Genomic DNA, 25,904 nt, shown 5'->3' with positions numbered 1-25,904 from the left:
TCACGCGCCGGGCTTCGTCGCGATCAAACGGTCGACGACGGCGAGGAGCGCATCCATGTCGACGGTGCTGCGCTTCGGTCGACCGTCGCTCGCGGCACCGAGGGAGGCCTGGTGGTACAGGCCGTCACCGAGGAGCTTGACCGCCTGGGCGGTGGGTTCGTCGTGGAGCGCGTCGACGAGGGTCACGAGCCACGCGTTCTCGGTGTCGTCGAGGGTCCGGCCCGCTTCTTCGTAGCCGGCCTGCTGCAGGCGGCTCGCAGCGAGGAGCGCGAGGTCGAGCTCGCTGCCGACGAACAGGCAGTTGCGGACGAAGTAGCGGGCGGCGCCGTCCTCGGCCTCGGCCATGCGCTCGACGTCGATGGCGGACAGGTCGGAGAGCCGCTCGCACAGCCCCTCGACCAGGGCCGCCTTGGAGCCGAAGTGGTACAGCAGCCCGCCCTTGGAGACACCGGCGCGGGCGGCGACGGCGTCGAGCGTCGCGGGACGTTCGCCGTCTTCGCACACGATGGCGACGAAGCTGTCGAGGACGCGGTCGCGGGCACTGGCCATGGGCACGAGTCTAGGAGGAGTTGTGCGCGAGCAGGTGCAGGCGTCGCGGGCCGTCCCGCGACGCCTGCACCCTGCCGGTCGTGGCGCTCGGCCCGTCAGCCCTTCAGTGCTCCGGCGGCGATGTTGGCGATGAAGTGGCGCGAGCCGATGATGAAGACTCCGATGAGCGGGAACACACTGATCACGGCGCCGGCCATCACCGCCCCGAGGTCCGTCGCGTTCACCGAGCTCAGTCCGGCCAGGGCCACCTGCAGGGTCTGTCCCTTCGGGTCGATGAGGACGATGAGCGGCCAGACGTAGTCGTTCCAGGCCGTGATGAAGGTGAAGATGCCGAGGAACGCGAGCCCGCCGCGGAGCATCGGGACCGCCACCGACCACCAGGTGCGGAAGAACCCCGCTCCGTCCACCCGGGCCGAGTCGATGACCTCGTTCGGGATCGACGAGGTGGCGAACTGCCGGAGCAGGAAGATGCCGAACGCGTTCGCCGCCCCGGGGATGATGAGCGCCTGCAGGCCGCCGATCCACCCGAGGTTCGCCATGAGCACGAAGCTCGGCACCAGCGACAGGCTGCCCGGCACCAGGAACGTGGCGAGCATGACGGTGAAGAGCGTGCGCTTGAACGGGAACTCGTACTTCGCGAACGCGAACGCGGCGAGCGAGTCGAACAGCATGACCAGGACGGCGGTGCTGCCGGCCACGAGCACGGTGTTCAGGAGTGCCCGCAGCATGTCCACGTTGCTGAACACGGACGCAACGTTCGCGAGGGCGTTGTCGCCGAACCAGAGCGACGGCGGGTAGCCGAAGATCTCGGCGTTCGTCGACGTCGACATCACGAGCAGCCACCAGAACGGGAAGATCGACAGCAGCACCCCGACGATCAGGCAGAGGTGCGTGACGGCGGTCCCGAGCCAGCCGCGGCGGAACCCGCGGCCGCGGTCGTTCCCCGCGGCCCCCGGTCGCCCGAGTGCCGCGGCGGTGTTGGTCGTCGTCGTGGTCGGTGTCGCGGTCATGCGTCGACCCCCTTCGTGCTGGTGCGGACCGTGCGGGCCACGCGGAGTCGTCGTGGGGTCTTCAGACCGTCGCGTTCACTGAGCAGACGCCAGTTGATGATCGCGAACACCACGGAGAACAGGAACAGCACCCAGGCGATCGCCGATCCGTACCCGAAGTCGAACTGGTTGAACGCCTGCTCGTACTGGTAGAGCACGATCGTCATGCCGGCCTCGTCGGGGCCGCCCACCGCTTGTCCGTTGAACAGGATCTGCGGCTCCGTGAAGAGCCCGAGCCCGCCGATCGTCGACGTGATGAGGGTGAACAGGATCACCGGGCGCAGCAGCGGCACGGTGATGCGCGAGAAGATCTGCCACGCGTTCGCGCCGTCCACCTTGGCGGCGTCGTACAACTCGGTCGAGATGGACTGCAGTCCGGCCAGGTAGATGATGGCGTTGTAGCCCGTCCAGCGCCAGATCACCATCACCGAGATGGTGACCTTGATGCCCCAGTACGACGACAGCCACCCGACCGGGTCCGCCCCGAGTGCGCGCAGGGCCGCGTTCACCAGACCGAAGCCGTCGGAGAACACCGAGCCGAACACGATCGCCATCGCGACCATGCTCGTGACGTTCGGCACGAAGAACGCGACGCGGTAGAAGCCCTTCGCCCGGATGTTGCCGTGCAGCAGGAACGCGAGCACGAGCGCGAGGAACAGCATCGGGATCGTCGACATGACCCAGATGAGGAACGTGTTGCCGACGGCGTTCCAGAACCGCGGGTCGCCGAGCAGGTACTGGTACTGGGCCAGACCGACGAACGCGGGGGAGCCGACCCCGTCCCAGTCGGTGAACGACAGCACGATCGAGAACACGATCGGGAACAGCCCGAACACCAGGAAGAGCACGTAGAACGGCGCGATCGCGACGTACTGCGGCCAGAACCGGCGGAGCCCGTACCGCTTGCCGGTCGCTGCGGTGGTGATGGAGGACGTCGGGGTCCCGACGACCGCGGGGATGCTCGTGGTCGGTGGTGCCTGCTTGGTGCTCATGCGCGGACTCCCCGCTTGTCGAGGACCCGGTTGGTCTGGTCGACGGCGTCCTGCCAGGCGCGGTCCGGGTCCTTGCCCCCGGCCTCGACGTTCGTGATCTCGGTCGCGAACGCACCGATGAACCGTTCGGAGTTCGAGATGTACGTCACCGGGACGTCCATCGCCGAGGCGTTGAAGAACGCCAGCGGGTCCTGGTCGCCGAAGTAGTCGCCGGGCTTCCGCATGATCCCGTTGTCGAACGACGCCGGGGTGGAGGGGAACAGCTGGATGTCGTTGTACGTGTGCGACTGCACCTCGGGCGAGGTGATCCACTGCGCGAACGCGGCGGCCGCGGCCGGGTCCTTCGAGGTCTTCGGGACGGCGAGGAACGACCCGCCGCTGTTGCCCGGCCGATCCGGTTGCCGGGCGACCCGCCACTTGCCGGCGGCGTCGGGAGCGGTGTCGTGGATGACCTGCGTCCACCACGCGCCCTCGATCTGTCCCGCGACCCGGCCGGACACCCACCCGGCGTTCTGGTCGGTGCCGGACTGCAGGTTGCCGGTCAGGCCGGAACGGACGCAGGCGACGGCGTTCTCCCACGCCTGCCGCACCGAGCTGTCGTCCTGCTCGAAGACCGGCTGGTCGTCGCGGTCGAAGTACCGCGTGGGGCTGGCGTAGATGTACTGGTTGAAGAGCTGGTTGGCGGTGATGACCGTCGCGGCGTCCGCACCCTTCCGGATCTTCGCGCCGAAGGAGCGGAACCCGTCCCACGTCGCGATCGCGTCGGAGACCTCGTCCGGGTCGGTCGGCAGCCCAGCCTTCGCCAGGACGTCCTGCCGGTAGAAGAAGCCGGTCGGTCCCGTGTCGACGGGCCAGAAGCACTGCCGGCCGCTCGGCGTCCGGCCGAGCGCGCTCTTCCAGTCGTAGTACTCGTCCCGCTTCGCGGCGCCGCCGTGGTCGTCGAAGTCGGTGAACAGGTCTTCGTCGGGGAAGTAGAGCCAGCAGTTCGAGTTCACCATCAGCACGTCGGGGATGAACGCGTTCCCGGCGAGTGCCGTCCGGAACTTGGTGTCGTACGAGGCACCGCCGATCAGGTCGGGGCGGAGCCGCTTGGACCCCTGCCCGGCGATGCCCCCGGCGGCCTGCCGCAGGAACTTCGGGTCGAGCGACCGGTTCCAGTACCAGAGGACGAGTTCGTCAGGGTCCTTGGAGATGGCGGTGCTCGTGGAGCACCCGGCCAACAAGGCGGTGGTGGCGAGGGCTCCGAGGGCACCTGCGCCGGCGAGGAACCCCCGCCTGCTGAGACTGATCGATGGAGATGACGTCACGAAACTACCTGCTCTCGTCGTTGAGATCGGGTTGGACACAGCGATACCGGGTCCCCGGAGCGTTCGACCGTGAACGCTCACGAAGTGGTCCAGAGCATCCTCTGTGAGACACGCCGTGTCAAGCACTTCCGCATTGATCCGCCGGGCGTGTGGCACTAGCGTCGTCGTGACCGTGAAGGTTCACGAGACGACAAGGATCCGCATGTCAGCGCAGACCGCGAACACCGCCAGCACCCCGACTTCGACGGTCGCCGACCGCCCCGGCTGGGCCGTCCTCGGCCCCGGGGGCATCGCCCGCCGCTTCCTCTCCCAGCTGCCCGCGAGCGGTGGTGCCCTGGTGGCCGCCGGCAGCTCGTCCACCGAGCGGGCGCAGACCTTCGCCGACGAAGCCGCGCAGCTCGGGTTCGCCGACGTCTCCGCTGCGACGTACGACGAGGTCCTCGCCGACCCGCGCGTCGACGCCGTGTACGTCTCGACCGTGCACACCGGTCACGCGCGGCTCGTCCTCGCCGCGCTCGAGGCCGGCAAGGCCGTCCTGTGCGAGAAGCCCCTCGCCCCGAACCACGGCACCGCCATGGCGCTCGCCGATGCCGCACGACAGGCCGGCCTGCCACTGGTCGAGGCGTTCACGTACCGCTTCCACCCGCAGACCGCCGCACTGCTCGACCTCGTGCGGGACGGCGTGATCGGCGAGGTCACCCACATCGACGCCTCGTTCGCGTTCCGTACCGGTGAGCGGACCGGCCGACTGTTCGACGTCGACACGGCCGGCGGCGGGATCCTCGACGTCGGCGGGTACCCGGTGACGATGGCCGCCGCGATCGTGCAGGCCGCGACCGGTGTCGCCGTCGCCGAGCCGACCGAGCTCACCGCCACCGGCACCCTCGGGCCGACCGGGGTGGACGAGTGGACCGTCGCACAGTTGACCTACCGCGGCGGCATCACGGCGTCCGTCCGCACCGGCGTCTTCGTGCAGGACGACAACGCGGTCGCGGTGTACGGCACGCGCGGTCGCCTCCTGCTCGCCGACCCGTGGACCCTCGGCGCCGACCCGACGATCGAGGTGCACACCGTCGACGAGGACCCGCGCACGCTGTCCTTCGCCGGCGAGCACCCCTACGCCCGTGAGGCCGACGCCACCACCGACGCCCTGCGTGCCGGTGCGGTCGAGGCAGCACAGATGACGATCGACGAGTCGCTCGCGACCGCCCGCACCCTCGACAAGTGGCGCGCCGCGATCGGCCTGCGCTACCCGTTCGAGGCCGAGTCCGCCGACATCCCCACCGTGAGCGGTCGGCCGCTCCGCGTGCAGGACGGAAACCCCATGCAGTACGGCGAGATCCCGGGTGTCGGCAAGCGGCTGTCGCGCCTGGTGATGGGCGTCGACAACCAGCCCGACCTGGCGCACGCCAGCGCGATCTTCGACCTGTTCGTCGAGCAGGGCGGCAACGTGTTCGACACCGGCTACATCTACGGCGGCGGCGTGCTCGAGGGCCGGCTCGGCAAGTGGATCCAGAACCGCGGCATCCGCGAGGACGTGGTCGTCATCACGAAGGGTGCGCACACGCCGTTCTGCGACCCGGAGTCCCTGACGAAGCAGCTGCTCGAGAGCCTCGAGCGCCAGGGCACCGACTACGCGGACATCTACATGATGCACCGCGACAACCCGGACATCCCGGTGGGGGAGTTCGTCGACGTCCTCGACGAGCACCGCCGCGCCGGCCGCATCCGCGTGTACGGCGGGTCGAACTGGACGCCGGCGCGCTTCGACGAGGCGAACGCGTACGCGCGGGCGAACGGCAAGCACGAGTTCGAGGTCCTCAGCAACCACTTCGGCCTGGCCGAGGCGTACGACGTGCCGTGGGACGGCTGCGAGCACGCGACCGACGCCGCGTCGAAGGCGTGGCTCGAGGAGCGTCAGGTCCCGTTGCTGCCGTGGTCATCGCAGGCCCGTGGCTTCTTCACCGGCCGTGCGACGCCGGAGGACACCAGCGACGCCGAGCTCGTCCGCTGCTACTACAGCGACGAGAACTTCGAGCGGCTCCGTCGCGCGCGGGAGCTCGGCGACCGGTTCGGCGTCCCCGCCACGGCGATCGCCCTGGCCTACGTGCTGAACCAGCCGTTCCCGACGTTCCCGCTCTTCGGACCGCGTACGATCGCGGAAGCCCGATCGTCCATGACGGGCCTCTCCGTCGACCTCACCCCGGAACAGGTGGCATGGCTGGACCTCCGCGACTGACCCAGTCGCCACCGGACGGCCCGCACTCCGGCGGCCGCGCGACGATCATCGACGTCGCCGCGGCCGCCGGGGTGTCCCGGCAGACCGTCACCCGCGCGATGAACGGCATGTCCGGCATCAGCGCGACCACGAAGGAACGAGTGCTCGCCGTCGCGGCGTCGCTCGACTACCGGCCGTCCCGGTTCGGCCGCGGGCTGGTCACCGGCGGCGACCACCAGCTCGGGCTCGTCGTGAACGACCTGCGGAACCCGTACACGCCCCAGCTCGCGTCCGCCGTGTTCCGGCTCGCTGCCGAGCAGGGGTGGAACGTCATGCTCGCCGACGTCGACCTGGCGAGTGACGCCGACCGGATGGTCCAGGCGCTCGGCGCGCAGACCGACGTGGTCATCGGCTACCTCGGCTCGCGCCGGCACCGGTGGAGCGAGCTCCTCGGCAACGTGCCGATGGTCGAGCTGGACCCGTCATCCGACCCGCCCACGGCAGCGGTGTGGATCGACCCCACCGACGCGATCGAAGCCCTCGCCGACCACCTGGTGGCGACCGGGGTGCGGCACCCGGTCGTGCTCGACAACTCGTCGCCGGACCACACGAGCGCGCGCGGCCTGCTCATGCTGGACGCGCTGCGCCGCCGCGGCTACCTGCCGGAGCTCGTGCACGCGCCGCACGGCACCGCCGAGTGCGGTGCCGACGAGACGGTGCGGATCCTGGCTCGGAAGCGCCGGCTCGACGCGATCCTGGCCTTCAACGACGTGATGGCGCTCGGTGTGCTGCAGGCCTGCCGCCGCGCGGGCGTCGACGTCCCCGGTCAGGTCCGGGTCGTCGGCGTCGACGGCCTGCCGCTCGGCGCTCTGGTGTCGCCGATGCTGACGACCCTGGCGGTCGACCTCGACGCCGTCGCGCGCGAGGCCCTCACGCTCGCGCTCGGCATGCTCGCCGGTGAGCTGCCGCGGCACGGCGCCGCGGTGCAGCGCACCGTGCGCCACAGCCTGCTGGTCCGCGACTCGGCCTGACGACGGCCTCCCCGCCCTGGGCGGTACCAGCCGTCGGACTGGAGGCGCGTGGCGGGCCCGCCACGGGCCTCCCGTCAGCCGGTTGGTTGCATTTGCAACCATAACCGTCCAGACGGTACACTGGCGGAGTCCTGACGGGGCGCGTGTCCATCCCGCGTCCCGTCTCGTCTGCCCCACGCACCGCCCGCCGTCGACCAGGTCCGGCTCGAAGTCCCAGGAGTCCGCCGTGTCCGCACTGCTCACCAGTCCCATCGCCACCCGCGTCACCGGCAGCCGCGCCCGACGGTTCCTCGCGCTCGCCGTGCTGATGCTGCCGGTCCTGCTCATCTCGGTGGACAACACCGTGCTGAGCTTCGCGCTGCCGTCGATCAGTCGTGCGCTCAACCCGGACGCGACCACGCAGCTCTGGATCGTCGACGCGTACCCGCTCGTCCTGGCCGGGCTGCTCGTCGTGATGGGCAGCATCGGTGACCGCATCGGCCGCCGTCGGATCCTGGTGATCGGGGCCACCGGCTTCGCGCTGTTCTCCGTCGCCGCGGCCTTCGCGACCGACGCCTGGATGCTCGTCGCCGCCCGGATCGCGATGGGGGTGTTCGGGGCGATGCTCATGCCCGCGACGCTCTCGATCATCCGCAACGTCTTCGTCGACGCGGGGGAGCGGCGCATGGCGCTGGCCGTCTGGTCGACCATGTTCGCGGCCGGCAACGCCCTCGGTCCGCTCGTCGGCGGCACACTGCTCGCACACTTCCACTGGGGCAGCGTCTTCCTGGTCGCGGTGCCGATCCTCGTGCTCATGCTCGTCGGCGTCCCGTTCTGCGTGCCGGAGTCGCGCGATCCGATGCCCGGGCCGGTCGACGTGCCGAGCATGTTCCTGTCCCTCGGTGCGCTGGCCCCGATCGCCTGGGCGATCAAGTCGTTCGTGCACCCGGAGGAGCGCGGGTTCGCCGTCGCGATGCTCGCCGTCGGCGTCGTGTGCGGCATCGCGTTCGTCCGCCGGCAGCTGCGGTCCCGCACGCCGATGCTCGACCTGCGCCTGTTCCGCAGCACGGCGTTCACCGGCAGCGTGCTCATGAACCTGATGGCGATGTTCTCGCTCACCGGCTTCCTGTTCTTCATCGCGCAGCACCTGCAGCTCGTGGCGGGGCTCGACCCGTTCGCCTCGGGCGTCGTGCTCATCCCCGGATCGGTGCTCACGATCGTCGCCGGCCTCGCGGTGGTGCCGGTCGTCGCCCGCGTCGCGCCGCGCTGGGTCGTGTCGGTGTCCCTGCTGTTCTCCGCCGCGGCGTACGCCCTCGTGGCGGTCCTCGGGCACCACGCGTCGATCGCGGCGCTGGCGTTCGCGTTCGTGCTGCTCGGCATCGGGATCGGCGCGTCCGAGACCGTCACGAACGACCTCATCATCTCGACCGCTCCGGCGGACAAGGCCGGTGCCGCGTCGGCGATGTCCGAGACGGCGTACGAGATCGGCGCGGTGCTCGGCACGGCCGTCCTCGGCACGATCCTCGCGAGCACCTACCGGGCGCACGTCGTGGTGCCGGGCGGGCTGAGCTCGACCGCGCACACCGCTGCCCAGGAGACGCTCGGCGGGGCGGTGTCCGCCGCGGCGTCCCTCGGCGGCGGCGCCGGCCAGGCGCTCCTGGAGTCGGCGCGGGCGGCGTTCGACTCCGGCGTGACGATCACGGCCGGCGTCGCCGCGGTGCTCATGGTGATCGCTGCCGCAGGTGCCGTCGTCATGCTCAAGCGCCGCTGAGCGACGCGTCACGCGGCGTCATCCGGCGCGCCCGGGAGCGGTCGAACCTGTGAATCGTTGACCTCAACCATGGTTCAGGTCATACGTTGGGACATGGCCGCCCAGTGACGGCTCACCCCGCGCGAAGGAACGACGACGAACACCATGCCCGACGAAGCCCCGGCGAACATCGCCGAAGCGTACAAGTCCGCGTTCCGCGGGCACCCGGCCGGCGTCGCCGTCATCACCGCCGAGGGGCCAGACGGTCCGACCGGACTCACCGCCTCGAGCGTCGCGAGCGTGGCGGTCGACCCGCCGGTGCTCGTGTTCTCGCTCTCCACGAACTCCGGGTCCGCCGGGGTCGTGCTCGGCGCGCCGGTCTTCGTCGTCCACCTGGTCGACTCGCTGAGCGTCGCCCTCGCGCGACGCTTCGCCTCGACCGGAAGCCCCACGGCCGACGACCCGATCTGGGGCACGCTGCCCTCGGGCGACCGCTACCTGCCCAGCGCCGCCAGCGCGCTCCGGTGCCGCCCGCTCTCCACGACCCCGATCGGCAGCTCGACCGTCGTCGTCGCCGAGGTCCTCGACATCGTCGTCGGCCTCGAGCACGGCGAGCCGCTGGTCTACCACAACCGGGAATTCCACTCCCTCACCGATCGTTCCCGGCTCTCGTGAGCCGCGGAATCCCATCCGCAACCCACTGATCGAAAGGACCTCACATGGCTGAGTACACCCTGCCGGAGCTGCCGTACGACTACGCCGCACTCGAGCCGCACATCAGCGGCAAGATCATGCAGCTGCACCACGACAAGCACCACCAGGCCTACGTCACCGGAGCGAACACCGCGCTGCAGCAGCTCGGTGAAGCGCGCGAGTCGGGCAACTTCGGTGCGATCAACAAGCTCGAGAAGGACCTGGCGTTCCACCTCGGTGGCCACGTCAACCACTCGATCTTCTGGACCAACCTCGGCCCGGACACCAAGGTCCCCGAGGGCGAGCTCGCCGCCGCGATCGACGAGTTCTTCGGCTCGTTCGACACCTTCAAGGCGCAGTTCGCCGCCGTCGCGAACGGCATCCAGGGCTCCGGCTGGGCCGTCCTGGCCTGGGACACCGTCGGCCAGAAGCTGACCACGTTCCAGCTGTTCGACCAGCAGGCCAACGTGCCGTTCGGTCTCGTGCCGATCTTCCTGCTCGACATGTGGGAGCACGCCTTCTACCTCGACTACCTCAACGTCAAGGCGGACTACGTCAAGGCCGTCTGGAACATCGTCGACTGGGAGAACGTCGCGGCGCGCTTCGCCAACGCGAAGTCGCAGTCGTTCGTGACGCTCTGATCCACCGACCGCGGGTCGCGTGACGCGGCCGACGGACGAACGGGAGGCACGGTGCCAGCTGGCACCGTGCCTCCCGTTCGTGGATCAGGCCGCGGGAACGGCCGCGCCCGCGGCGAGCCGGTCGGCGATCGCGCGGAGTACGGCGTCGGCGTCGGTGCGCTCCCGGTCGACGATCGTGCTCCACTGCGCACCGCGCGCGGCCATGACGGCGTCGTGCGCGGCGCGGTCGGCTGCCGCGGCGTCGTAGCCGTGCGCGAGGCACCACGCGGCGACCGCGGCGACGCGGTCTCGGTGCAGACCGCGTTGTCGGGTGCGGCCGTCCAACGCCTCGACCGAACCGAGTTCGAACGTGAGCCGCGCGGCGAGGGCTCGGTGCGGATCGCCGAGCCCGCCGAAGGTGGTCACGAGGTAGTCACCGAGCGCGGCGCGGTCCGCGCCGGGATCGAGTGCGGCGTGGCAGACCGTGTCGGCCAGGTGCTCGACGACCGAGTCGATGAGCGCGTCGCGTGAGCCGAAGTGGTAGACGATCGGGTAGGCGCTCGTGCCCAGGACGCGACCGAGGCTGCGCACCGAGACGTCCTCGAGCTTGGTGTCGAGCAGGTGCAGGGTGACCTTCTCGAGGATCGCCGGCTTGAGTGTCGGGTCGGGCTTCCGGGGCATGGCTTCTCCGTCGGATCGGCGGCGGCGGTCATGCGATCGACCGCCCGGTGTCATGGAGTATGTTACCGGTCGCTCCGTCGGAGAGTCACGTGCTGCAACCACCTGTGCTGGCCCGAAAACGGAGCAATACTCGGTTCCCCGTACACTGGGGCAGATGTCCATGCCGCAAGAGGCCTCCGTGCCCGTGTCGCAGCCCGAGGGGACCCGTGCCGGACGGGTGGTCGCGGGGCGCCGCCGGGGGGCCGGAAAACGCTTCCTGGTCGTCGGCGACGTCCTGGACGGCGTGCTCGTGCAGACGACCGCGCACACCATCGGGGTCCACGATCCCGCCGCCGTCATCCGCCACCGACCGACCGGTGCCGCCGGCAACACCGCCGCCTGGCTCGGCTGGCTCGGCGCCGAGGTCGACCTGGTGGCGCGGGTGGGCGTCGACGACGTCTACCGGCACGAGCGGTCGCTGGAGGACGCCGGTGTCCGCCCGCACCTGCGGTACGACGCGATGACCTCGACCGGGGTCGTGGTGTCGGTGCGCAACGACAGCGGCCGCACGGCGATGTCCGACCCTGCCGCGAGCGGGAAACTCACGGCCGCGGACGTCCCCGAGCCCGTGGCCCGACGCGCGGACATCGTGCACCTGACCGGGCACGCGATGCTCGGAGGCGGCGCCGACCGTATCGCGTCCCTGGTCGCCCGCGCTCGGACCGGGTCGGCCCGGGTGTCGCTCGACCCGTCCTCGGCGGCGATCGTCCGGTCGGTCGGTGCCCCCGCGTTCCTCGAGGCCCTCGTCGGCGTCGATGTCCTCTTCCCCGGCCGTCGGGAGGCTCTCGAACTGACAGGGACGACCGACCTCGACGACGCGGTGCGGCGACTGACCGAGCACGTACCGCTCGTGGTGGTCACGGTGGGTGCCGACGGCGTGCTGGTGGGGCGACGCGGACGGAGCGTGCACCGCGTCCCCGCGACGCCGGCCACGGTCGTCGACACCGTCGGCGCCGGTGACGCGTTCGCCGCGGGCTTCGTGCGGGCCTGGGCGACCGATCCCGTGCGCGTCGGAGCGGCTGCACGTGAGGGCACCCGCGTCGCGGCCCGAGCACTCGGGTTCGTGGGTGGTCGCCCACCGGTGTGACGAGGAAGGAGCGTGGCGCGGACCTGGCCGGCCGCCGCGCTCCACCACGTCAGTGCTCGGTGGGTTCCGCCACGACGGTGAGGGTCTGGACGCGTCCGGCCGCGGCAGGGGCGAGCCGGATCTCGACGCGCAAGCGCCCGCAGGTGCCCGGCAGCCACCACCGGAGGTGCGACGGCGTCGACGACTGCTCGGCGACGGGAGCGGCGGTGAGGTCAGCACCCACCTCGGCCACCGCCGCGGCGATCGCCCGACGGCGACGGTCGTACGGGACGTCCATCGCCACGTTCGGCGTGCAGACCGCGTCCGCCACGGCGTCCTGCCAGTCGGCCAGGAGGCCCGCCACGGCAGCCTGCGCCGCTCGCGTCGCGCGGATGGTCGGCTCGGCGCCGGGGCGGCGCTGCGGCGCGGTCCTCGTGCCGGTGTGCCCGTCGGACGTCGCCGGGCCCGCTGTGTCCAGGAGCAGGTCGTGTGCCTGCTGGGCAGCGGCGGAGACCTTCGCCTGCGTGGCGTTCTCGAACGCGACGACCCCGAGCCCGGTCTGGGCGGACCAGCGCATGTGTGCGGAGAACCCCGGGTAGCCGCCGGAGTGCGAGACGAGTTCGCCGAACCGGTCGTCCTGTTCGACGAACAGCCCGAAGCCGTACGCCGTGGCGCGTGACGAGCCGGGGACGACGGACGACGGCACGACCCGCATCGCCTGCTGCATGAGGCGGCGGTCCGCGGGGGAGACCGGGCCGGGTTCCGGGGCGTCGGAGGACGCCGACCCGAGGTGCGTCGCCCACCGTGCGAGGTCGCGGACGGTGGAGAACAGTCCGCCGATCGACGAGAACGCCCCCGGGCCGGTCATCGGCAGGGGCTCCCAGTCGCCGTCGTACGGGCGGAACCCGGTGACGACCGGTCCCTGCGCCCCGGCCGCACTGAACACCGTGCGGTCGAGACCGAGCGGTCGGAGCACGGCGTCGCGTGCCACCTCGGTGAACGGACGGCCGGTGACGACGGCGACGACCCGCCCGAGCAGGGCGTAGCCCAGGTTCGAGTAGGCGAACCGGGTGCCGGGCACCGAGTCGAACAGCAGCCCACCGCGCAGGACGTCGTCGAGCTCGGCGTCGCTGATCGACTCCTGCCGGTCCGCCCAGGGGTCGTCGGTGGGGAAGCCGGCCGACATGGTCAGCAGCATCCGCACGGTCGGCACGGGGGAGTCGGGCGTGGGCAGGGGCACGGCGCCGAACGCCGGGACGAACGTGGTGATCGGCGCGTCGAGGTCCAGTCGACCGTCGGACACCAGCGTCAGCAGGGTCGCCGCGGTGACGCTCTTCGTGCACGACGCGATCCGGTAGACGGTGTCGGCGTCCGGCCGCTGCCCGTCGCCGCGGTCGCCGTGGCCCCCGGAGGCGACGAGCCCGGTCCGGTCGAAGACGCCCCACGCACTGCTCGGTGCGACGCCCCGGTCGACACGGTCACGGAAGAGCCCGTCGACCTGCGCGAGGGCGGAGTCCCACGGGCTCATGACCGACGCATCTCGGCGTACGCGTCGAGCGCGCGCTGCCGGGTCGCCTTGAGGTCGACCATCGGCTCGGGCCGGAGTTCCTCCGACGGCACCCACCGGTGCACGTACTCCCGGTGCGGGTCGAAGCGCTCGAGCTGTCGGTCGGGGTTGAACACCCGGAAGTACGGCGCCGCGTCGAAGCCCGACCCGGCGACCCACTGCCAGTTCGCGGCGTTGTTGGCGGAGTCGGCGTCGACGAGGGTGTCCCAGAACCACTGCTCGCCCACGCGCCAGTCGACGAGCAGGTTCTTGACGAGGAAGCTCGCGGTCGCCAGCCGGACGCGGTTGTGCATGGCGCCGGAGTGCCACAGCTCGCGCATGCCGGCGTCGACGAGGTCGAACCCGGTCGTGCCGGTGCGCCACCGGTCGACCTCGGCAGCCGGGGCGTCCCGCCACGGGAAGGCGTCGAACTCGCGACGCACGTTCACCGTCGTGATGTCCTCGCAGTGGAAGTACTCGTTCCAGTTGAACTCGCGCCACGCCAGCTGTCGCAGGAAGGCGGAGGCGTTCTGGCGCTGCTCGGGCTCGAGTGCTCCGTGCAACCGGTGCCACACCTGGTACGGGCTGACCTCGCCCCAGCGCAGGTGCGGGGACAGGTCGCTCGTGGCGGCCATGGCGGGTTCGTCGCGCTGGTCGTAGTCCTCGAGCGCGTGGGTGACGAAGTGCTCGAGCCGCTGGTGTGCGCCGTGCTCGCCGGGCTCCCAGGCGTCGCGGAGTCCGCCGGCCCAGTCGGGACGGGTCGGCAGCAGGTCCCACTGGCTCAGGTCGTCGCTCGCGACCCGGGCCGGGGCGGGCAGGTCGCGGGGCTTCGGGAGCGGGTGCCGTGGTTCCGGCATCGCCTGGGCAGCGCGCCAGAACGGGGTGAACACCTTGTACGGCTCGCCTTGTCCGGTGCGGACGGTCCACGGTTCCCAGAGCAGGCTCGCCGCGAAGCTGTGCGCCTCGATGCCGCGGTCGTGCAGGGCGCTCTTGATGCCGGCGTCGACCTCGCGCTCGGCCGGACCGTACCGACGGTTCCAGAACACGGCCTCGGCACCGGTGTCGGCGACGAGGGCGTCGATCACCGCGGCGGCCGCACCCCGACGCAGCACCAGGCGCGAGTCACGATCACGCAGTTCGCCGTCCAGCGCGGTGAGTGAGTGGTGGAGCCACCAGCGGCTGGCGGCGCCGGCGGGACGGATGCCGGGGGATTCGTCGTCGAGGACGTAGACCACCGTGACGTCGCCGCCGTGGTCGATCGCAGCACGCAGTGCGGGGTTGTCGGCCAGTCGCAGGTCGTCGCGGAGCCAGACCAGTGCGCCGGTCACACCGGTGCCGGGTCCGACTCGGAGACCGACCGCGTGACGGCCCGTCGGCTCGGGGCGGTGCCGACCGCGAGGCGCAGCTTCGTGCAGAGCTCGGTGAGGGTGCGGAGTTCGGCGTCGGACAGTCCGGCGCCGACCTGCTGCGCGATGCTCGCCGCGTGCTGCACGGCCACCTGGCGGTAGACGTCGAACCCGTGCGGGGTGAGCGCCACGATGACGCCGCGGGCATCGGACGGATCCGGTTGCTTCTCGACGATCCCGCGGGCGAGCAGACGATCGACCAGACGGCTCACACTCGGCTGGGTGAGGAGCAGGTGGCCGGTGAGGTCACGCATGCGGCAGCGTCGACCGGGCTGCGTCGACAGGTTGAAGCAGACGTCGTACTCGTTGAAGGAGATCTCGCCACCGGGGAAGTCCGCGTTGAGGCTCCGCATCACGGTGACCTGGGCGCGGAACAGTGATTCCCAGGCAGCGACGGCGGTCGCCTTCTCGCTGCGGCGTGACTCGCTCACGATCGCGCTCCCCTCTGGTCGGACGGTCCGTCCACACTACCGACGGCCCCCGACAGGCGAGGGTTCGACATGCATGCGCTCGGACATGCACGAGGGCCGGCCGCTCTTCCGAGCGACCGGCCCTCTCCCTTGCACCAAGAGTTTCCTGCAATCACATTCCGCAGGCGGTGCCACAGCAAACACCGTCTGCACGACCGACTGTATAACGAAGCGGTAACGGCACGCTAGCCTCCCCGTGCGTCGTTCGCTGCGAGTTCACCAAGAGCGACCGATCAGGATCAGAAGAGGTCGGGCGACGGTGTCGAGGCGTAGCGCACGGCCACGTCGGCGTGGCGGTCGAACCGGTACCCGACGCCGCGGACGGTGCGGACGATCTCCTCGAACGCGCCGAGCTTGGAGCGGAGACGACGCACGTGCACGTCGATGGTGCGCTCGTTCGGGGTCTCGTCCTCGCCGTCCGACCACAGGCCGTCGATGATGGCCGAGCGGTCCACCGTCTGGCCCTCGCGCAGCACCAGGAACTGCAGGAGTTCGAACTCCTTGTAGGTCAGGGGAGCTGCGTCGCCGTCGAGCGTCACGCGCTTGCGGGAGATGTCGATGACGACCCCGGTCTCCTCCGGCTCGGGCTTCTCGGCCTGCTTGCGGGCGGCGACCGCGGACCGGTCCTGCAGGGCCAGTCGGACGACGTCGACGTCACGGCCGCCGGACTGCTCCGCGGCGACGGCGACGGCCGCGTAGGTCTCCGAGTTCGGCACCAGCTGCGCGGTCAGTGCCTTCAGCTGCTCGACGACGGCCGCGAGCGTCGTGCCGGCCGCTGCCGCCTTCGCCTCGTCGATCCCGACGTAGAGCGCGAAGCCACGGGCCTCGGTGCCCTCGGGCAGGGAGCGGTTGCGCTGCGATGCGACGACCGGGCTGGTCGGCACGCTCGTCTGCCCGGTCGTGGCCGGTGTCGCGGGACGCGGACGGATCGGGGTGACCGTCCCGAGGTCGGTCGGCGCCGGAGCGGCGGTGCGGAGCGCGGTGCGGGGCTGGGCGATGGTGAGCGACATGGTGGTTCTCCGGGCGATGTGGCCGGTGCGCGTGTGGCGCTGGCGGCGGTGTCGAATGCGTCGACCCGGGTACGGCGGGATGCCGATGTGCCCTGCGGTCCTGCTGCGGACCGGGGCGGACCCGGGGGAACGGGAGACAGACCTCGTGACGTGGTGCGCGTCGCCGACGGTGTCCGTCACCCGGGGATCACACGCTCGCGACCGGGGTGGTGTCGCGGGGGATCCGGCTGGAACGGGTGCCGATCAGGCACACATTCGACAACGCATGACGGCGGCCGGCATCATCATGCCGGCAGTCCCCTGGACCTCGGAGAGGACGCGGGTGGACACGGTTGCAGTCATGGGACGAGTATCGGCGGTATACCAAGGCGGTGTCAACCGTCCGTGCAGACGGTGCGTTCCGCGCACCGGTGGCGGTGGACCGGGCTGACGGACGACGGGAGGCCCGTGGCGGTGTCGCCACGGGCCTCCCGTCGATCGTCGGTGACGTCGACTGCCTACTCGGCCAGACCGTAGAGGCGGTCGCCGGCGTCGCCGAGGCCGGGCACGATGTAGCCGTTCTCGTCGAGCTTCTCGTCGAGGGCACCGAGGACGATCGAGACGTTGCGGTCGCCGACGGCCTCTTCGACCATCGCGAGTCCCTCCGGCGCACCGAGGATGCACACGCAGGTGATCTCTTCCGCGCCGCGGGCGAACAGGAAGTCGATGGCGGCGGCGAGGGTGCCGCCGGTGGCCAGCATCGGGTCGAGCACGAAGCACTGGCGGCCGGACAGGTCGTCGGGCAGGCGCTCGGCGTAGGTCTGCGGCTCGAGCGTCTCCTCGTTGCGGGCCATGCCGAGGAACCCGACCTCGGCCGTCGGCACGAGCTTGACCATGCCCTCGAGCATGCCGAGGCCGGCACGGAGGATCGGGACGACGAGCGGACGCGGCTTGGCGATCGAGACGCCCATGGTGTGCGCCACGGGGGTGTCGATGGGCGTCGCGGTGACCCGGACGTTCCGCGTGGCCTCGTACGCGAGGAGCGTGACGAGCTCTTCGGTCAGGGCGCGGAACGTGGGGGAGGGTGTGGTCCGGTCGCGGAGCACCGAGAGCTTGTGGGTGATGAGCGGGTGGTCGGCGACGTGGACTCGCATAGGGTCGAGCCTACCGTGCTGCCGACCACCTGGAGGTCCCGTGGAAGCGCCCGCCGCCCGTCCGTTCGTCCCGGCGATGGAGCGCGCGCTCGACGAGGCCCGGGCCTGCCTGGCGACCGGCGACGTGCCCGTGGGCGCGGTGGTGCTCGACCGCGACGGCGTCGTCGTCGCCGTCGGCCGGAACGAGCGCGAGGCGCTGCAGGACCCGACCGCCCACGCCGAGGTGCTCGCGCTCCGCGCGGCCGCCGCGGTCACGGGGGACTGGCACCTCGACGAGCACACGCTCGTCGTGACGCTCGAGCCGTGCCCGATGTGCGCCGGCGCGATCCTGGCCGCGCGCGTGCCGCGGGTCGTGTTCGGCGCCTGGGACCCGAAGGCGGGCGCGACCGGCAGCGTCTACGACATCGCCAGGGACCGGCGGCTGCCGCACCGCTCCGAGGTCGTCGGCGGCGTGCTCGAACGCGAGTGCGCCGCGCTGCTCGACGCGTTCTTCGCCGGGCGGCGCTGAGCCGGGCGCCGCTCAGTCAGCGGCGAGGATGACGATCGCTTCGGTCGGCGGGCGAGGACCGGTGCGGAGCACGTCGGGCTCGACGTAGATGACCCGGGCGATCGGCACCGCGGAGCGCACCCGGTGCTCGACCGTGTCGATGCCCGCGGCGACGTCCCCCAGGCGGCGGTCGCCGTCGACGGCGACCTTCACGCCGACCATCAGCTCGTCCGGGCCGAGGTACAGGGTCTTGATGTGGATGATCGAGTCGACCTCCGGGCCGTCGAGCACCGCGTGCTTGATCCGCTCGACGTCGGCGGCGGTCGCGCCCTCGCCGACGAGCAGGCTCTTCGTCTCGATGCCCAGGACGACCGCGACGGCGATGAGCAGGGCGGCGATGAAGATCGTGCCGATCGCGTCGAACACCCCGTTGCCGGTGATCGCGGTCAGCCCGACGCCGAAGAGTGCGAACACCAGGCCGAGCAGTGCCGCGGTGTCCTCGAGCATGACGACGGGCAGCTCCGGGGCCTTGGCGCGGCGGACGAACTGGACCCAGCTGAGCGTGCCCTTCTGCGGCCGGGCCTCCTTCAGTGCGGTGCGGAGCGAGAAGCCCTCGAGCCCGATCGCGATGACGAGCACGACGAGCGGCAGCCACCAGTTCTCGAGCGGGTGCGGGTGGGTGAGCTTCTCGATGCCCTCGTAGAGCGAGAACACGCCACCGACGGAGAACAGGATGATCGAGACGACGAAGGCGTACACGTAGCGCTCGCGGCCGTAGCCGAACGGGTGCTCCTCGTCGGCAGCCCGGCGCGCCCGGCGACCGCCGAGCAGCAGGAGGAGCTGGTTCGCGGAGTCGGCCAGGGAGTGCACGCCCTCAGCCAGCATCGACGCGGACCCGCTGATCGCCGCCGCGACGAACTTCACGATCGCGATGCCCACGTTCGCACCGAGTGCGGCGAGGATCGCCTTCGTGCCTCCTGAAGCGCTCACAGCTGTCCCCTTCTCCCGATCTGGAAGACGATCCTAGGCGAGGCCGGTCGGTAGGGTCGGGAGCATGACGATCGACCTGCCCCGTACCGCCCTGCTCGGCGTCGGCTCCATGTCCGGCTCGGTCCTCGACGGCCTGCTCGCCGCCGGCCTCGACCCGGCGACCGTGACCCTCACGACGAAGTCCGAGGCGTCGGCGGCCGCCCACCGGGAGCGCGGGCTCGACGCCACCGCGAGCGACACCGACGCCGATGCGAACCGCGCGGCCGTCCGTGGTGCGGCACTCGTCGTCGTGGGCGTGAAGCCGTACATGATCGCGGACCTGCTCGACGAGGTCGCCGCCGACCTGGAGCCCGGTGCGGTGCTGGTCAGCGTGGCCGTCGGCACCACCACCGCGAGCATGGAGTCGCGGGTGCCGGACGGGGTCCGCGTCGTCCGTGCGCTGCCGAACACGCCGATCGGCGTCGGCCACGGCGTCACCGGGATCAGCGCCGGGGCCTCGGCGGACGCCGAGGCCGTCGCGCTCGCATCGTCGGTGTTCACGGCGTCGGGACGGGTGATCGAGGTGCCCGAGGCGCAGCTCGACGCCCTGTCGGCGGTGTCCGGCTCGGGACCGGCCTACGTCTTCCTGCTCGTCGAGGAGTGGCAGCGCGCCGCCGAGGCGCTCGGCTTCACCCCGGACCAGGCGGCCACGATGGTGCAGGGCACGCTCCGCGGCGCCGTCGAGCTGCTCGACCGGTCGGATCGCGGACCCGCGGACCTGCGGCGCGCTGTCACGAGCCCGAAGGGCACCACCGAGCGGGCCGTCGCGGTGCTGCAGGACGCCGACCTGGCCGACACGTTCCTGCGCGCGTCGCGCGCGGCGATCGCGCGCGCGGAGGAGATCGCGGCGTCGTAGCCGCGTCCGGGACTACTCGTAGGCGGCGAAGCGCTCCAGGTCCGTCTCGGACCCCGAGACGATGATCACGTCGTTCTCGCCGATGATGCTCTCCGGGGTCGCCGGCACGAAGGGGCTGCCCGGCGGCTTGATGCCGAGCACCGTCAGGCCGAACCGCGTGCGGATCACCGTGGTCGCGAGGTCCTTGCCGCGCACCGCCCGCGGCGGGAACATCTTCACCACCGCGAAGTCGTCGTCGAACTCGATGAAGTCGAGCATGCGCCCGGACACCAGGTGGGCCGTGCGCTCGCCGGCCTCGCGCTCCGGGTAGACGACGTGGTTCGCGCCGATGCGGGACAGGATCGTGCCGTGCGACCGGCTGATGGCCTTCGCCCAGATCTGCGGGATGCCGAGGTCCACCAGGTTCGCGGTGATCAGCACGCTCGACTCCAGGTCGCTGCCCGTGCCGACGACCGCGATCGCGAAGTCCTGCGCACCGATCTGGCGCAGGGCGTCGATGTCGGTCGCATCGGCCTGCACGGCGTGCGTGACCCGGTCGGACCACTTCTGCACCAGGCCCGGGTCGGTGTCGACGACCAGCACCTCGCGGTCCTGCCGTTCGAGCTGACCGGCGGTGGCGGCGCCGAACCGGCCGAGGCCGATGACGAGCACGGGTGCGTCGTGACTGATCGCACCCATCGGGTGCGGGGGACGGGTTCGGTCAGCCAACGATCGGCCTCTCCTCGGGACGGCGGAACAGTTGCCGGCTCTGACTCGCGGCCAGGGCTGCGGCGATGGTCACTGTACCGACCCGGCCGAGGAACATGGTGGCGGCCAGGACGTACTTGCCGGACTCGGGCAGGTCCGCGGACACACCGGAGGACAGCCCACTGGTGGAGAACGCCGAGATCACCTCGAACAGGACACGGTCGAGCGAATCGTCCGTGATCTGCAGGAGCACCACGGTCGCGACGGCCACGATCGTCGCCCCCCAGAGCACGATGGCGACCGCGACCCGCAGCACGTCGCTCGGGATGCGGCGCCCGAACGCCTCCATGCTCTGCCGGCCCCGGGCCTCGGCGACCGCGGCGAGGAACAGCACGGCGAGCGTCGTGACCTTGATGCCGCCGGCGGTCGAGGCCGACCCGCCGCCGATGAACATGAGCATGTCGGTGACGAGCAGGCTCGACCCGTTCAGCTGGTCGAAGTCGACGAGCGAGAAGCCACCGGACCGGGTCATCGTCGACAGGAAGAGGGCCTGGAACGCGGTCCGGCCCGCCCCCTCCTCGCCGAAGGTCGTCGGGTTCGACGCCTCGAGTGCGGTGTAGACGATGGCACCGCCGACGAGCAGGACGGCGCTCGTGGCCAGCGTGAGCTTGACGTGGATGGGCCAGCGGCGCGGCGTGCGGAGCTGCTTCGTCAGGGTTCGGATGACCGGGAAGCCGATCGACCCCGCGACGACACCGATCATCAGGAGCGTCAGGAACCAGTAGTCGTGGGCGAACGGGTCGAGGCCGTCCGCGTTCGGCGAGAAGCCGGTGTTCGTGAACGCCATGGCGGCGTAGTAGAAGGAGTCACCGACCGCGGTCCAGAACGGGATGCCGGCGATCAGCACGGACGGCAGCAGCAGCAGGCCGAGGACGATCTCGATCGACAGGGTGCTCACGGCGACCGTGGCGAGGAGGGTGCCGACCTCGCCGAGGCGGACGGCCTGCCCCTCGGGGACGGCCCCGTGGTGGGTGCGGAGCGGGTTCGAGTCGCCGGCGGCCATCAGCTTCGCGCGGAGCCCGAGCTTGCGGGTCACGAAGAGCCCGAGGATCGACGCGAAGGTCAGGACGCCCACGGCACCGATCTGCGTGCCGATCACCACGAGGACCTTGCCGAACACCGACCAGTGCGTGGCCATGTCGACGGTCGCGAGGCCCGTGACGCAGACCACCGACGCCGCCGTGAACAGCGCGTCGGAGAAGTGCGTGCCGGTACCGTCGGCCGCCGCCCACGGGGTCATGAACAGCGCCGTGAACACGAAGATGAGGGCGACGAACACCAGGATCGCCAGACGTGACGGCGACGAGCGCAGGACCGTCGCGATCCGTCCGCCGCGTCGTCGGGTGACGGTCACGTGCCGCGGGAGCGGCTCGGTACGGTCGAGCATCGTATGCCTCCGAGGACATGGGCCGGGACGGTTCGTCATGGTACATCCGTGGTGCCCCGGCTAGCCTTGCCCGCATGGCCGACATCTTCTCCGTCGTGGCGGACCCCACGAGGCGCGAGCTGCTCGGGACCCTCCTCGCCGCGTACGGGTCGGACGTCACCGGCGGGGAACTCAGCGTCGGGCAGCTGGTGGAACGACTGGGCGTGAGCCAGCCGACGGTGTCGAAGCACCTCCGGGTCCTGCGCGACATCGGACTCGTCACCAGCCGCGAAGAAGGGCAGCACCGCTTCTACCGGCTCGACCCGGAACCCCTCGTGTCGCTGGAGGACTGGGTCCTGCCGTTCACCGGGGCGGTCGACGCCGACGGCATGCCCGCGACCACGGCCTGGACCCCCGACGGTCAGCCCGTGTCCGTCCGCCGGAGCGGTGCGGCCGGCAAGACCACCGTCGAGGTCGGGACCGAACTCGGGCGTGTCATGGCCGAGGCGTCCTACCGGGCCACCGCGGCGATCTCCGGTGCGCAGCAGGGCTGGGAGCGTGTCGTCGACCGCAGCCGCAAGCGCTTCACCCGCCGCGGCGACGAAGACTGAACCTGGACACTGGGTCGCACGCGCCTCTACAGTTGCCAGTGACCACACAGGTCACACCAAACCCGTGCGCGGATCGCGTGCGAGCCACCGAAGGCGGATCATGACCGGCAGTTTCGACGACGTGCGCTTCCTCACCGTCGCTGAGGTCGCCGAGATGATGCGTGTCTCGAAGATGACCGTGTACCGCATGGTCCACGCCGGTGAGCTCCCCGCCATCCGTTTCGGCCGGTCCTTCCGTGTCCCCGAGTCAGCCGTCGCCGACGTGCTGCGCGGCGGCATCGCAGACGTCGGCTGAGCGCACACCCGTCCGTTCCGGGCGCGTTCGACATCGCGTCAGCCCTCCGGTAGACTCGGCCGGGTTGATTTTCCGCGGTCTCGACGGCCCGGTGTCCGATACATCAGCACAGTCCGAGCGAGGTCCACATGGGTTCTGTCATCAAGAAGCGTCGCAAGCGCATGGCGAAGAAGAAGCACCGCAAGCTCCTTCGCAAGACGCGTCACCAGCGTCGCAACAAGAAGTAGATCGAGAGAGGTCTGCACGTGAAGCCCCGGTTCGCCGGGGCTTTTGCGTTCCCGGGCTACGCTGGAGCCATGCCCGCAGTGACGTTCCTGACGAAGCCCGGATGCCACCTCTGCGACGACGCACGGCCCGTGGTCGAACGCGTCGTCGCCGAACACCCCGGCGTCACCCTGCAGGAACGCTCGATCCTCGACGACGACGCCCTCCGCCAGGAGTACGCGGAGGACATCCCCGTCGTGCTGGTCGACGGGCGCGTCCACAGCAACTGGCACGTCGACGCCGACCGGCTCGCACGTGCCCTCGAGAAGGCCGGTGCCTCCGCATGATCTCCCACGTCGTCGCCTGGACCCTGCGCGAAGACCTCGACCGCGCCGCGTCCATCGCCCGGATCCGCGAACTCCTGACCGGCCTGACCGGCTCCATCGGGTCGATCCGCTCGCTCGAGGTCGTCGAGAACGTCGCCTACCCGGAGAAGAACAGCGACGTCGCCGTCGTCGCGTCGTTCGACGACCTCGCGGGGCTCGACGAGTACCAGGTGCACCCGGACCACCAGGCCGCCGCAGCCGAGATCCGTGGACTGGTCACGGGGCGGGCCGCCATCGACTGGCAGAGCTGAGCCGGGCCTCCCGTCCCGCCCCCGGCGCTGCGTGCGTCCAGTGAACAGAAAAGGTCGCCTCCGAACTCCGGAGGCGACCTTTTCTGCTCACTCGCTGGTGACTACGGGGTCAGGCGCGTCGGTCCACGGAAGAGGTACGTGACCTCGCGGATGGAGGGCTCACCCAACATGAGCATGAGCACGCGCGCGAGGCCCATGCCGAACCCACCGTGCGGCGGCACGCCGTAGCGGAAGAAGTCGAGGTACCAGCCGAGCTCCTCGGGGTCGAGGCCCTTCTCGACGGCCTGCGCCTCGAGCACGTCGACGCGGTGCTCGCGCTGCGCGCCCGTGGAGATCTCCGCACCGTTGAAGATGAGGTCGTAGCTGTTCGTGAGCGACGGGTCGCCGGGCTTCCGCATGTGGTAGTACGGCCGGATCGAGGCGTCGTACTCGGTGACGAACACGAACTCGGAACCGTGGTGCTCCTTCGCCCAGGCGGCGACGCGGCGCTCGCCCTCGGGGTCCAGGTCGCCGTCGGCGCGGACGACGTCGTGTCCGCTGTCGGCCACGATCTTCCGGGCCTCGGCAAGGGTCACGCGGGGGAACGGGGTCGCGGGGACCTGCAGCTCGAAGCCGAAGACCTCCTCGATGTCCTTGCCGTACTTCTCCTTGACGGCGGTGATGCCGGCGACCAGGACCTCCTCGTGCATCGCCATGACGTCTTCGTGGGACTCGATCCACGAGAACTCGGCGTCGACGCTCGTGAACTCGGTCGCGTGGCGGCTCGTGAAGGAGGGGTCGGCGCGGAACGCGTCGGCGATCTCGAACACGGCACCGAAGCCGGCCGGCTGCGCCATCTGCTTGAAGTTCTGCGGCGACTGCGCCAGGTAGGCGGTCGTCTCGAAGTACTCGAGCTGGAAGAGTTCGGCGCGCGACTCCGATGCCGACGCCATCAGCTTCGGGGTGTGGATCTCGATGTAGTCGCGGTCCACCCAGTACGTGCGGAACGCGTGCTCCAGGGTCGTCTGGATGCGGAAGATGAGGTTCTGCTTGCGGTTGCGCAGGTCGAGGAAGCGCCAGTCGAGCCGCTTGTCGAGCGACGAGTCGTCGGCGATCGGGGTCTCCGGGATCGCGGCGCTCACCACCTCGAGCCTGCCGACCTTGACCTCGAGGCCGCCGAGCTTGACGCGCTCGTCGTGCTTCAGGGTGCCGGTGGCGTGGATGAAGGTGCCGTGGGCGAGGGCCGAGATCTCGATGGTGGTCGCGAGCGCGGCCTGGGCGGCGTCGTCACCGTCCTCGGCCTCGCGCGTGGCGGGGTTCACGAGCTGGACGGCGCCGGATTCGTCGCGGAGGACGACGAACTGCACCTTCTTCTGGTCTCGGACGGTCTCGACCCATCCGGCCACGGAGACGGGGCCGTCGGGGAGGGCAGCGAGGTCGGCGATGCGGGTGCGTTCGATCACGGTGGTCGAGTCTAACCGTCTGCGTCCGGCGGCGTCGGTCCGCAGGGTCTTCCCCTCCACAGGGCGGCCTGCGATCGGCGTCGTCCACAGGTCTGACCGGGAGGCCCGTGGGGCGTCGGGTGGGTCCGTAGCGTTCTCGACGTGGCCGGGTCGCGAGACGAGAGGGGGACCGGGTGGGGACGGGGACGGGGGAGCTCGCGACCTGGCCGCCTGCGGCGGTCGCGGTCGTGGCAGCAGCGCTGTGCACGGCGGCGTTCACGCTGCTCGCGGCGTTCGTCGGTGGGCTGTGGGCGGTCAGGGGAGCGAAGCGCGGAGTGACCCCAGGGTGCCGATGAACTCCTCGGCCATGCCCGCGCGCTCGACGAGTTTGGCGTGCCGGGCCCGGGCGTCGTCGAGGTACTCGTCGAGGCGTGCAGCCAGCGCGGGCTCGTCGTCGGGGTCCTTCGCCGCCAGCGCATCGACGACCCGCAGCAGGTCCGCCATCTCGTCGAGCGTGAACCCGAGCGGCTTCATGCGGCGGATCACGAGCAGCCGGTCCAGGTCCTGCGCGGTGTAGACCCGGAACCCGCCCGTGGTGCGGCCGCTCGGCACGAGCAGCCCGACCTCGTCGTAGTGGCGGATCGTCCGCAGGGACATGCCGGCACGGTCCGCCAGCTCGCCGATGTGCATCGTGTCCGGGGTGTCGGTGGTG

The 25,904-nt window shown here is 70.9% G+C and carries 28 protein-coding genes; 13 read left to right on the top strand and 15 right to left on the bottom strand.

Going from position 1 to position 25,904, the window contains the following annotated elements; genetic code table 11:
- The 4 genes from DEJ14_RS13150 to DEJ14_RS13135 all read right to left on the bottom strand — a co-directional run bounded on the left by DEJ14_RS13150 (position 1) and on the right by DEJ14_RS13135 (position 3,897).
- Positions 1 to 549 (bottom strand): TetR/AcrR family transcriptional regulator, encoded by a 549-nt coding sequence (locus DEJ14_RS13150; RefSeq protein ID WP_111084307.1) that lies wholly within the window; start codon positions 547 to 549, stop codon positions 1 to 3.
- A 95-nt stretch (positions 550 to 644) separates the two neighbouring features.
- Complete coding sequence (locus tag DEJ14_RS13145; RefSeq protein ID WP_111084306.1) at positions 645 to 1,559, bottom strand: carbohydrate ABC transporter permease; 915 nt, start codon at positions 1,557 to 1,559, stop codon at positions 645 to 647.
- A complete protein-coding gene (locus DEJ14_RS13140; protein WP_111084305.1) occupies positions 1,556 to 2,590 on the bottom strand; it encodes a carbohydrate ABC transporter permease in 1,035 nt (344 codons plus the stop codon). Before DEJ14_RS13140 ends, DEJ14_RS13145 begins: the two co-directional genes overlap by 4 nt.
- Entirely contained in the window at positions 2,587 to 3,897 is a 1,311-nt protein-coding gene (locus DEJ14_RS13135; protein ID WP_258373186.1) for an ABC transporter substrate-binding protein, read from the bottom strand. Before DEJ14_RS13135 ends, DEJ14_RS13140 begins: the two co-directional genes overlap by 4 nt.
- Before the next feature lie 202 nt (positions 3,898 to 4,099).
- Here DEJ14_RS13135 and DEJ14_RS13130 point away from each other — a divergent pair, with 202 nt between their 5' ends.
- The 5 genes from DEJ14_RS13130 (at position 4,100) to DEJ14_RS13110 (ending at position 10,209) form a co-directional block, all read left to right on the top strand.
- Positions 4,100 to 6,136 carry an aldo/keto reductase gene (locus DEJ14_RS13130; RefSeq protein WP_111084304.1) on the top strand — a complete coding sequence of 679 codons (2,037 nt, stop codon included), beginning with the start codon at positions 4,100 to 4,102 and terminating at the stop codon, positions 6,134 to 6,136.
- Positions 6,115 to 7,146, top strand: coding sequence for a LacI family DNA-binding transcriptional regulator (locus DEJ14_RS13125; protein WP_111084303.1), 1,032 nt, complete (start codon positions 6,115 to 6,117; stop codon positions 7,144 to 7,146). The genes DEJ14_RS13130 and DEJ14_RS13125 overlap by 22 nt, the downstream gene beginning before the upstream one ends.
- A gap of 226 nt (positions 7,147 to 7,372) precedes the next feature.
- The gene (locus tag DEJ14_RS13120; protein WP_111084302.1) at positions 7,373 to 8,896 is read left to right on the top strand and encodes an MFS transporter; all 1,524 of its coding nucleotides are present in this window, start codon (positions 7,373 to 7,375) and stop codon (positions 8,894 to 8,896) included.
- A gap of 144 nt (positions 8,897 to 9,040) precedes the next feature.
- The gene (locus DEJ14_RS13115; RefSeq protein WP_111084301.1) at positions 9,041 to 9,550 is read left to right on the top strand and encodes a flavin reductase family protein; all 510 of its coding nucleotides are present in this window, start codon (positions 9,041 to 9,043) and stop codon (positions 9,548 to 9,550) included.
- A gap of 44 nt (positions 9,551 to 9,594) precedes the next feature.
- Positions 9,595 to 10,209, top strand: a complete 615-nt coding sequence (locus DEJ14_RS13110) for a superoxide dismutase (RefSeq protein WP_111084300.1) — start codon at positions 9,595 to 9,597, stop codon at positions 10,207 to 10,209.
- 84 nt (positions 10,210 to 10,293) lie between these two features.
- Here DEJ14_RS13110 and DEJ14_RS13105 read toward each other — a convergent pair whose 3' ends face one another.
- Entirely contained in the window at positions 10,294 to 10,869 is a 576-nt protein-coding gene (locus DEJ14_RS13105; RefSeq protein ID WP_111084299.1) for a hypothetical protein, read from the bottom strand.
- A gap of 154 nt (positions 10,870 to 11,023) precedes the next feature.
- Here DEJ14_RS13105 and DEJ14_RS13100 point away from each other — a divergent pair, with 154 nt between their 5' ends.
- Positions 11,024 to 11,995 carry a carbohydrate kinase family protein gene (locus tag DEJ14_RS13100; protein ID WP_181437422.1) on the top strand — a complete coding sequence of 324 codons (972 nt, stop codon included), beginning with the start codon at positions 11,024 to 11,026 and terminating at the stop codon, positions 11,993 to 11,995.
- 49 nt (positions 11,996 to 12,044) lie between these two features.
- Here DEJ14_RS13100 and DEJ14_RS13095 read toward each other — a convergent pair whose 3' ends face one another.
- The 5 genes from DEJ14_RS13095 to upp form a co-directional block, all read right to left on the bottom strand.
- A complete protein-coding gene (locus tag DEJ14_RS13095; protein ID WP_111084297.1) occupies positions 12,045 to 13,502 on the bottom strand; it encodes a serine hydrolase domain-containing protein in 1,458 nt (485 codons plus the stop codon).
- Positions 13,499 to 14,848 (bottom strand): cryptochrome/photolyase family protein, encoded by a 1,350-nt coding sequence (locus DEJ14_RS13090; RefSeq protein ID WP_111084296.1) that lies wholly within the window; start codon positions 14,846 to 14,848, stop codon positions 13,499 to 13,501. The genes DEJ14_RS13095 and DEJ14_RS13090 overlap by 4 nt, the downstream gene beginning before the upstream one ends.
- Positions 14,845 to 15,357 carry a MarR family winged helix-turn-helix transcriptional regulator gene (locus DEJ14_RS13085; RefSeq protein ID WP_111084295.1) on the bottom strand — a complete coding sequence of 171 codons (513 nt, stop codon included), beginning with the start codon at positions 15,355 to 15,357 and terminating at the stop codon, positions 14,845 to 14,847. The genes DEJ14_RS13090 and DEJ14_RS13085 overlap by 4 nt, the downstream gene beginning before the upstream one ends.
- 278 nt (positions 15,358 to 15,635) lie before the next feature.
- Entirely contained in the window at positions 15,636 to 16,406 is a 771-nt protein-coding gene (locus tag DEJ14_RS13080) for a winged helix-turn-helix domain-containing protein (protein ID WP_111084294.1), read from the bottom strand.
- Positions 16,407 to 16,903: 497 nt separating this feature from the next.
- Positions 16,904 to 17,539: a uracil phosphoribosyltransferase gene (upp, locus tag DEJ14_RS13075; protein ID WP_111084293.1), complete on the bottom strand. Its 636-nt coding sequence runs from the start codon at positions 17,537 to 17,539 to the stop codon at positions 16,904 to 16,906.
- A gap of 76 nt (positions 17,540 to 17,615) precedes the next feature.
- On the opposite strand from upp, the gene DEJ14_RS13070 reads away from it, so the two are divergent.
- Positions 17,616 to 18,047, top strand: a complete 432-nt coding sequence (locus DEJ14_RS13070; protein WP_111084477.1) for a nucleoside deaminase — start codon at positions 17,616 to 17,618, stop codon at positions 18,045 to 18,047.
- A gap of 12 nt (positions 18,048 to 18,059) precedes the next feature.
- Here the strand turns inward: DEJ14_RS13070 and DEJ14_RS13065 are convergent, their stop codons facing one another.
- Positions 18,060 to 19,016, bottom strand: coding sequence for a cation diffusion facilitator family transporter (locus DEJ14_RS13065; protein WP_111084292.1), 957 nt, complete (start codon positions 19,014 to 19,016; stop codon positions 18,060 to 18,062).
- A 64-nt stretch (positions 19,017 to 19,080) separates the two neighbouring features.
- Between DEJ14_RS13065 and proC the strand changes: the two genes are divergently transcribed.
- Positions 19,081 to 19,911 (top strand): pyrroline-5-carboxylate reductase, encoded by an 831-nt coding sequence (gene proC, locus DEJ14_RS13060; RefSeq protein WP_111084291.1) that lies wholly within the window; start codon positions 19,081 to 19,083, stop codon positions 19,909 to 19,911.
- A gap of 12 nt (positions 19,912 to 19,923) precedes the next feature.
- Here proC and DEJ14_RS13055 read toward each other — a convergent pair whose 3' ends face one another.
- Positions 19,924 to 20,589, bottom strand: a complete 666-nt coding sequence (locus DEJ14_RS13055; RefSeq protein ID WP_111084290.1) for a potassium channel family protein — start codon at positions 20,587 to 20,589, stop codon at positions 19,924 to 19,926.
- A 22-nt stretch (positions 20,590 to 20,611) separates the two neighbouring features.
- Positions 20,612 to 22,045: a TrkH family potassium uptake protein gene (locus tag DEJ14_RS13050; RefSeq protein ID WP_111084289.1), complete on the bottom strand. Its 1,434-nt coding sequence runs from the start codon at positions 22,043 to 22,045 to the stop codon at positions 20,612 to 20,614.
- Positions 22,046 to 22,119: 74 nt separating this feature from the next.
- Here DEJ14_RS13050 and DEJ14_RS13045 point away from each other — a divergent pair, with 74 nt between their 5' ends.
- The 5 genes from DEJ14_RS13045 (at position 22,120) to DEJ14_RS13025 (ending at position 23,771) form a co-directional block, all read left to right on the top strand.
- Positions 22,120 to 22,635, top strand: coding sequence for an ArsR/SmtB family transcription factor (locus tag DEJ14_RS13045; RefSeq protein ID WP_111084288.1), 516 nt, complete (start codon positions 22,120 to 22,122; stop codon positions 22,633 to 22,635).
- 100 nt (positions 22,636 to 22,735) lie between these two features.
- The gene (locus tag DEJ14_RS13040; protein ID WP_022902482.1) at positions 22,736 to 22,930 is read left to right on the top strand and encodes a helix-turn-helix domain-containing protein; all 195 of its coding nucleotides are present in this window, start codon (positions 22,736 to 22,738) and stop codon (positions 22,928 to 22,930) included.
- A 128-nt stretch (positions 22,931 to 23,058) separates the two neighbouring features.
- Positions 23,059 to 23,157: a 30S ribosomal protein bS22 gene (locus DEJ14_RS13035; RefSeq protein WP_003792170.1), complete on the top strand. Its 99-nt coding sequence runs from the start codon at positions 23,059 to 23,061 to the stop codon at positions 23,155 to 23,157.
- A 69-nt stretch (positions 23,158 to 23,226) separates the two neighbouring features.
- A complete protein-coding gene (locus DEJ14_RS13030; protein ID WP_111084287.1) occupies positions 23,227 to 23,481 on the top strand; it encodes a glutaredoxin family protein in 255 nt (84 codons plus the stop codon).
- On the top strand, positions 23,478 to 23,771 hold the full coding sequence (locus DEJ14_RS13025) for a Dabb family protein (protein ID WP_111084286.1): 294 nt from the start codon (positions 23,478 to 23,480) through the stop codon (positions 23,769 to 23,771). The genes DEJ14_RS13030 and DEJ14_RS13025 overlap by 4 nt, the downstream gene beginning before the upstream one ends.
- A gap of 101 nt (positions 23,772 to 23,872) precedes the next feature.
- On the opposite strand, the gene aspS is transcribed toward DEJ14_RS13025, so the two are convergent.
- Both aspS and DEJ14_RS13015 read right to left on the bottom strand, forming a co-directional pair.
- Positions 23,873 to 25,213: an aspartate--tRNA(Asn) ligase gene (gene aspS, locus DEJ14_RS13020; protein ID WP_111084476.1), complete on the bottom strand. Its 1,341-nt coding sequence runs from the start codon at positions 25,211 to 25,213 to the stop codon at positions 23,873 to 23,875.
- Between the two features lie 294 nt (positions 25,214 to 25,507).
- Entirely contained in the window at positions 25,508 to 25,882 is a 375-nt protein-coding gene (locus DEJ14_RS13015) for a MerR family transcriptional regulator (RefSeq protein ID WP_111084475.1), read from the bottom strand.
- Positions 25,883 to 25,904: the final 22 nt, after the last annotated feature.

Origin of the sequence: Curtobacterium sp. MCJR17_020, assembly GCF_003234365.2 — a bacterium.
GTDB lineage: Bacteria > Actinomycetota > Actinomycetes > Actinomycetales > Microbacteriaceae > Curtobacterium.
This window is presented reverse-complemented; position numbering and strand designations above follow the sequence as displayed.

Coding starts and splice junctions, on each gene's coding strand:
- DEJ14_RS13150 (WP_111084307.1), bottom strand. CDS start 549: ATGGCCAGTGCCCGCGACCGCGTCCTCGACAGCTTCGTCGCCATCGTG.
- DEJ14_RS13145 (WP_111084306.1), bottom strand. CDS start 1,559: ATGACCGCGACACCGACCACGACGACGACCAACACCGCCGCGGCACTC.
- DEJ14_RS13140 (WP_111084305.1), bottom strand. CDS start 2,590: ATGAGCACCAAGCAGGCACCACCGACCACGAGCATCCCCGCGGTCGTC.
- DEJ14_RS13130 (WP_111084304.1), top strand. CDS start 4,100: ATGTCAGCGCAGACCGCGAACACCGCCAGCACCCCGACTTCGACGGTC.
- DEJ14_RS13125 (WP_111084303.1), top strand. CDS start 6,115: ATGGCTGGACCTCCGCGACTGACCCAGTCGCCACCGGACGGCCCGCAC.
- DEJ14_RS13115 (WP_111084301.1), top strand. CDS start 9,041: ATGCCCGACGAAGCCCCGGCGAACATCGCCGAAGCGTACAAGTCCGCG.
- DEJ14_RS13110 (WP_111084300.1), top strand. CDS start 9,595: ATGGCTGAGTACACCCTGCCGGAGCTGCCGTACGACTACGCCGCACTC.
- DEJ14_RS13105 (WP_111084299.1), bottom strand. CDS start 10,869: ATGCCCCGGAAGCCCGACCCGACACTCAAGCCGGCGATCCTCGAGAAG.
- DEJ14_RS13100 (WP_181437422.1), top strand. CDS start 11,024: ATGTCCATGCCGCAAGAGGCCTCCGTGCCCGTGTCGCAGCCCGAGGGG.
- DEJ14_RS13095 (WP_111084297.1), bottom strand. CDS start 13,502: ATGAGCCCGTGGGACTCCGCCCTCGCGCAGGTCGACGGGCTCTTCCGT.
- DEJ14_RS13080 (WP_111084294.1), bottom strand. CDS start 16,406: ATGTCGCTCACCATCGCCCAGCCCCGCACCGCGCTCCGCACCGCCGCT.
- upp (WP_111084293.1), bottom strand. CDS start 17,539: ATGCGAGTCCACGTCGCCGACCACCCGCTCATCACCCACAAGCTCTCG.
- DEJ14_RS13070 (WP_111084477.1), top strand. CDS start 17,616: ATGGAGCGCGCGCTCGACGAGGCCCGGGCCTGCCTGGCGACCGGCGAC.
- proC (WP_111084291.1), top strand. CDS start 19,081: ATGACGATCGACCTGCCCCGTACCGCCCTGCTCGGCGTCGGCTCCATG.
- DEJ14_RS13055 (WP_111084290.1), bottom strand. CDS start 20,589: ATGGGTGCGATCAGTCACGACGCACCCGTGCTCGTCATCGGCCTCGGC.
- DEJ14_RS13050 (WP_111084289.1), bottom strand. CDS start 22,045: ATGCTCGACCGTACCGAGCCGCTCCCGCGGCACGTGACCGTCACCCGA.
- DEJ14_RS13045 (WP_111084288.1), top strand. CDS start 22,120: ATGGCCGACATCTTCTCCGTCGTGGCGGACCCCACGAGGCGCGAGCTG.
- DEJ14_RS13040 (WP_022902482.1), top strand. CDS start 22,736: ATGACCGGCAGTTTCGACGACGTGCGCTTCCTCACCGTCGCTGAGGTC.
- DEJ14_RS13035 (WP_003792170.1), top strand. CDS start 23,059: ATGGGTTCTGTCATCAAGAAGCGTCGCAAGCGCATGGCGAAGAAGAAG.
- DEJ14_RS13030 (WP_111084287.1), top strand. CDS start 23,227: ATGCCCGCAGTGACGTTCCTGACGAAGCCCGGATGCCACCTCTGCGAC.
- DEJ14_RS13025 (WP_111084286.1), top strand. CDS start 23,478: ATGATCTCCCACGTCGTCGCCTGGACCCTGCGCGAAGACCTCGACCGC.
- DEJ14_RS13015 (WP_111084475.1), bottom strand. CDS start 25,882: ATGCACATCGGCGAGCTGGCGGACCGTGCCGGCATGTCCCTGCGGACG.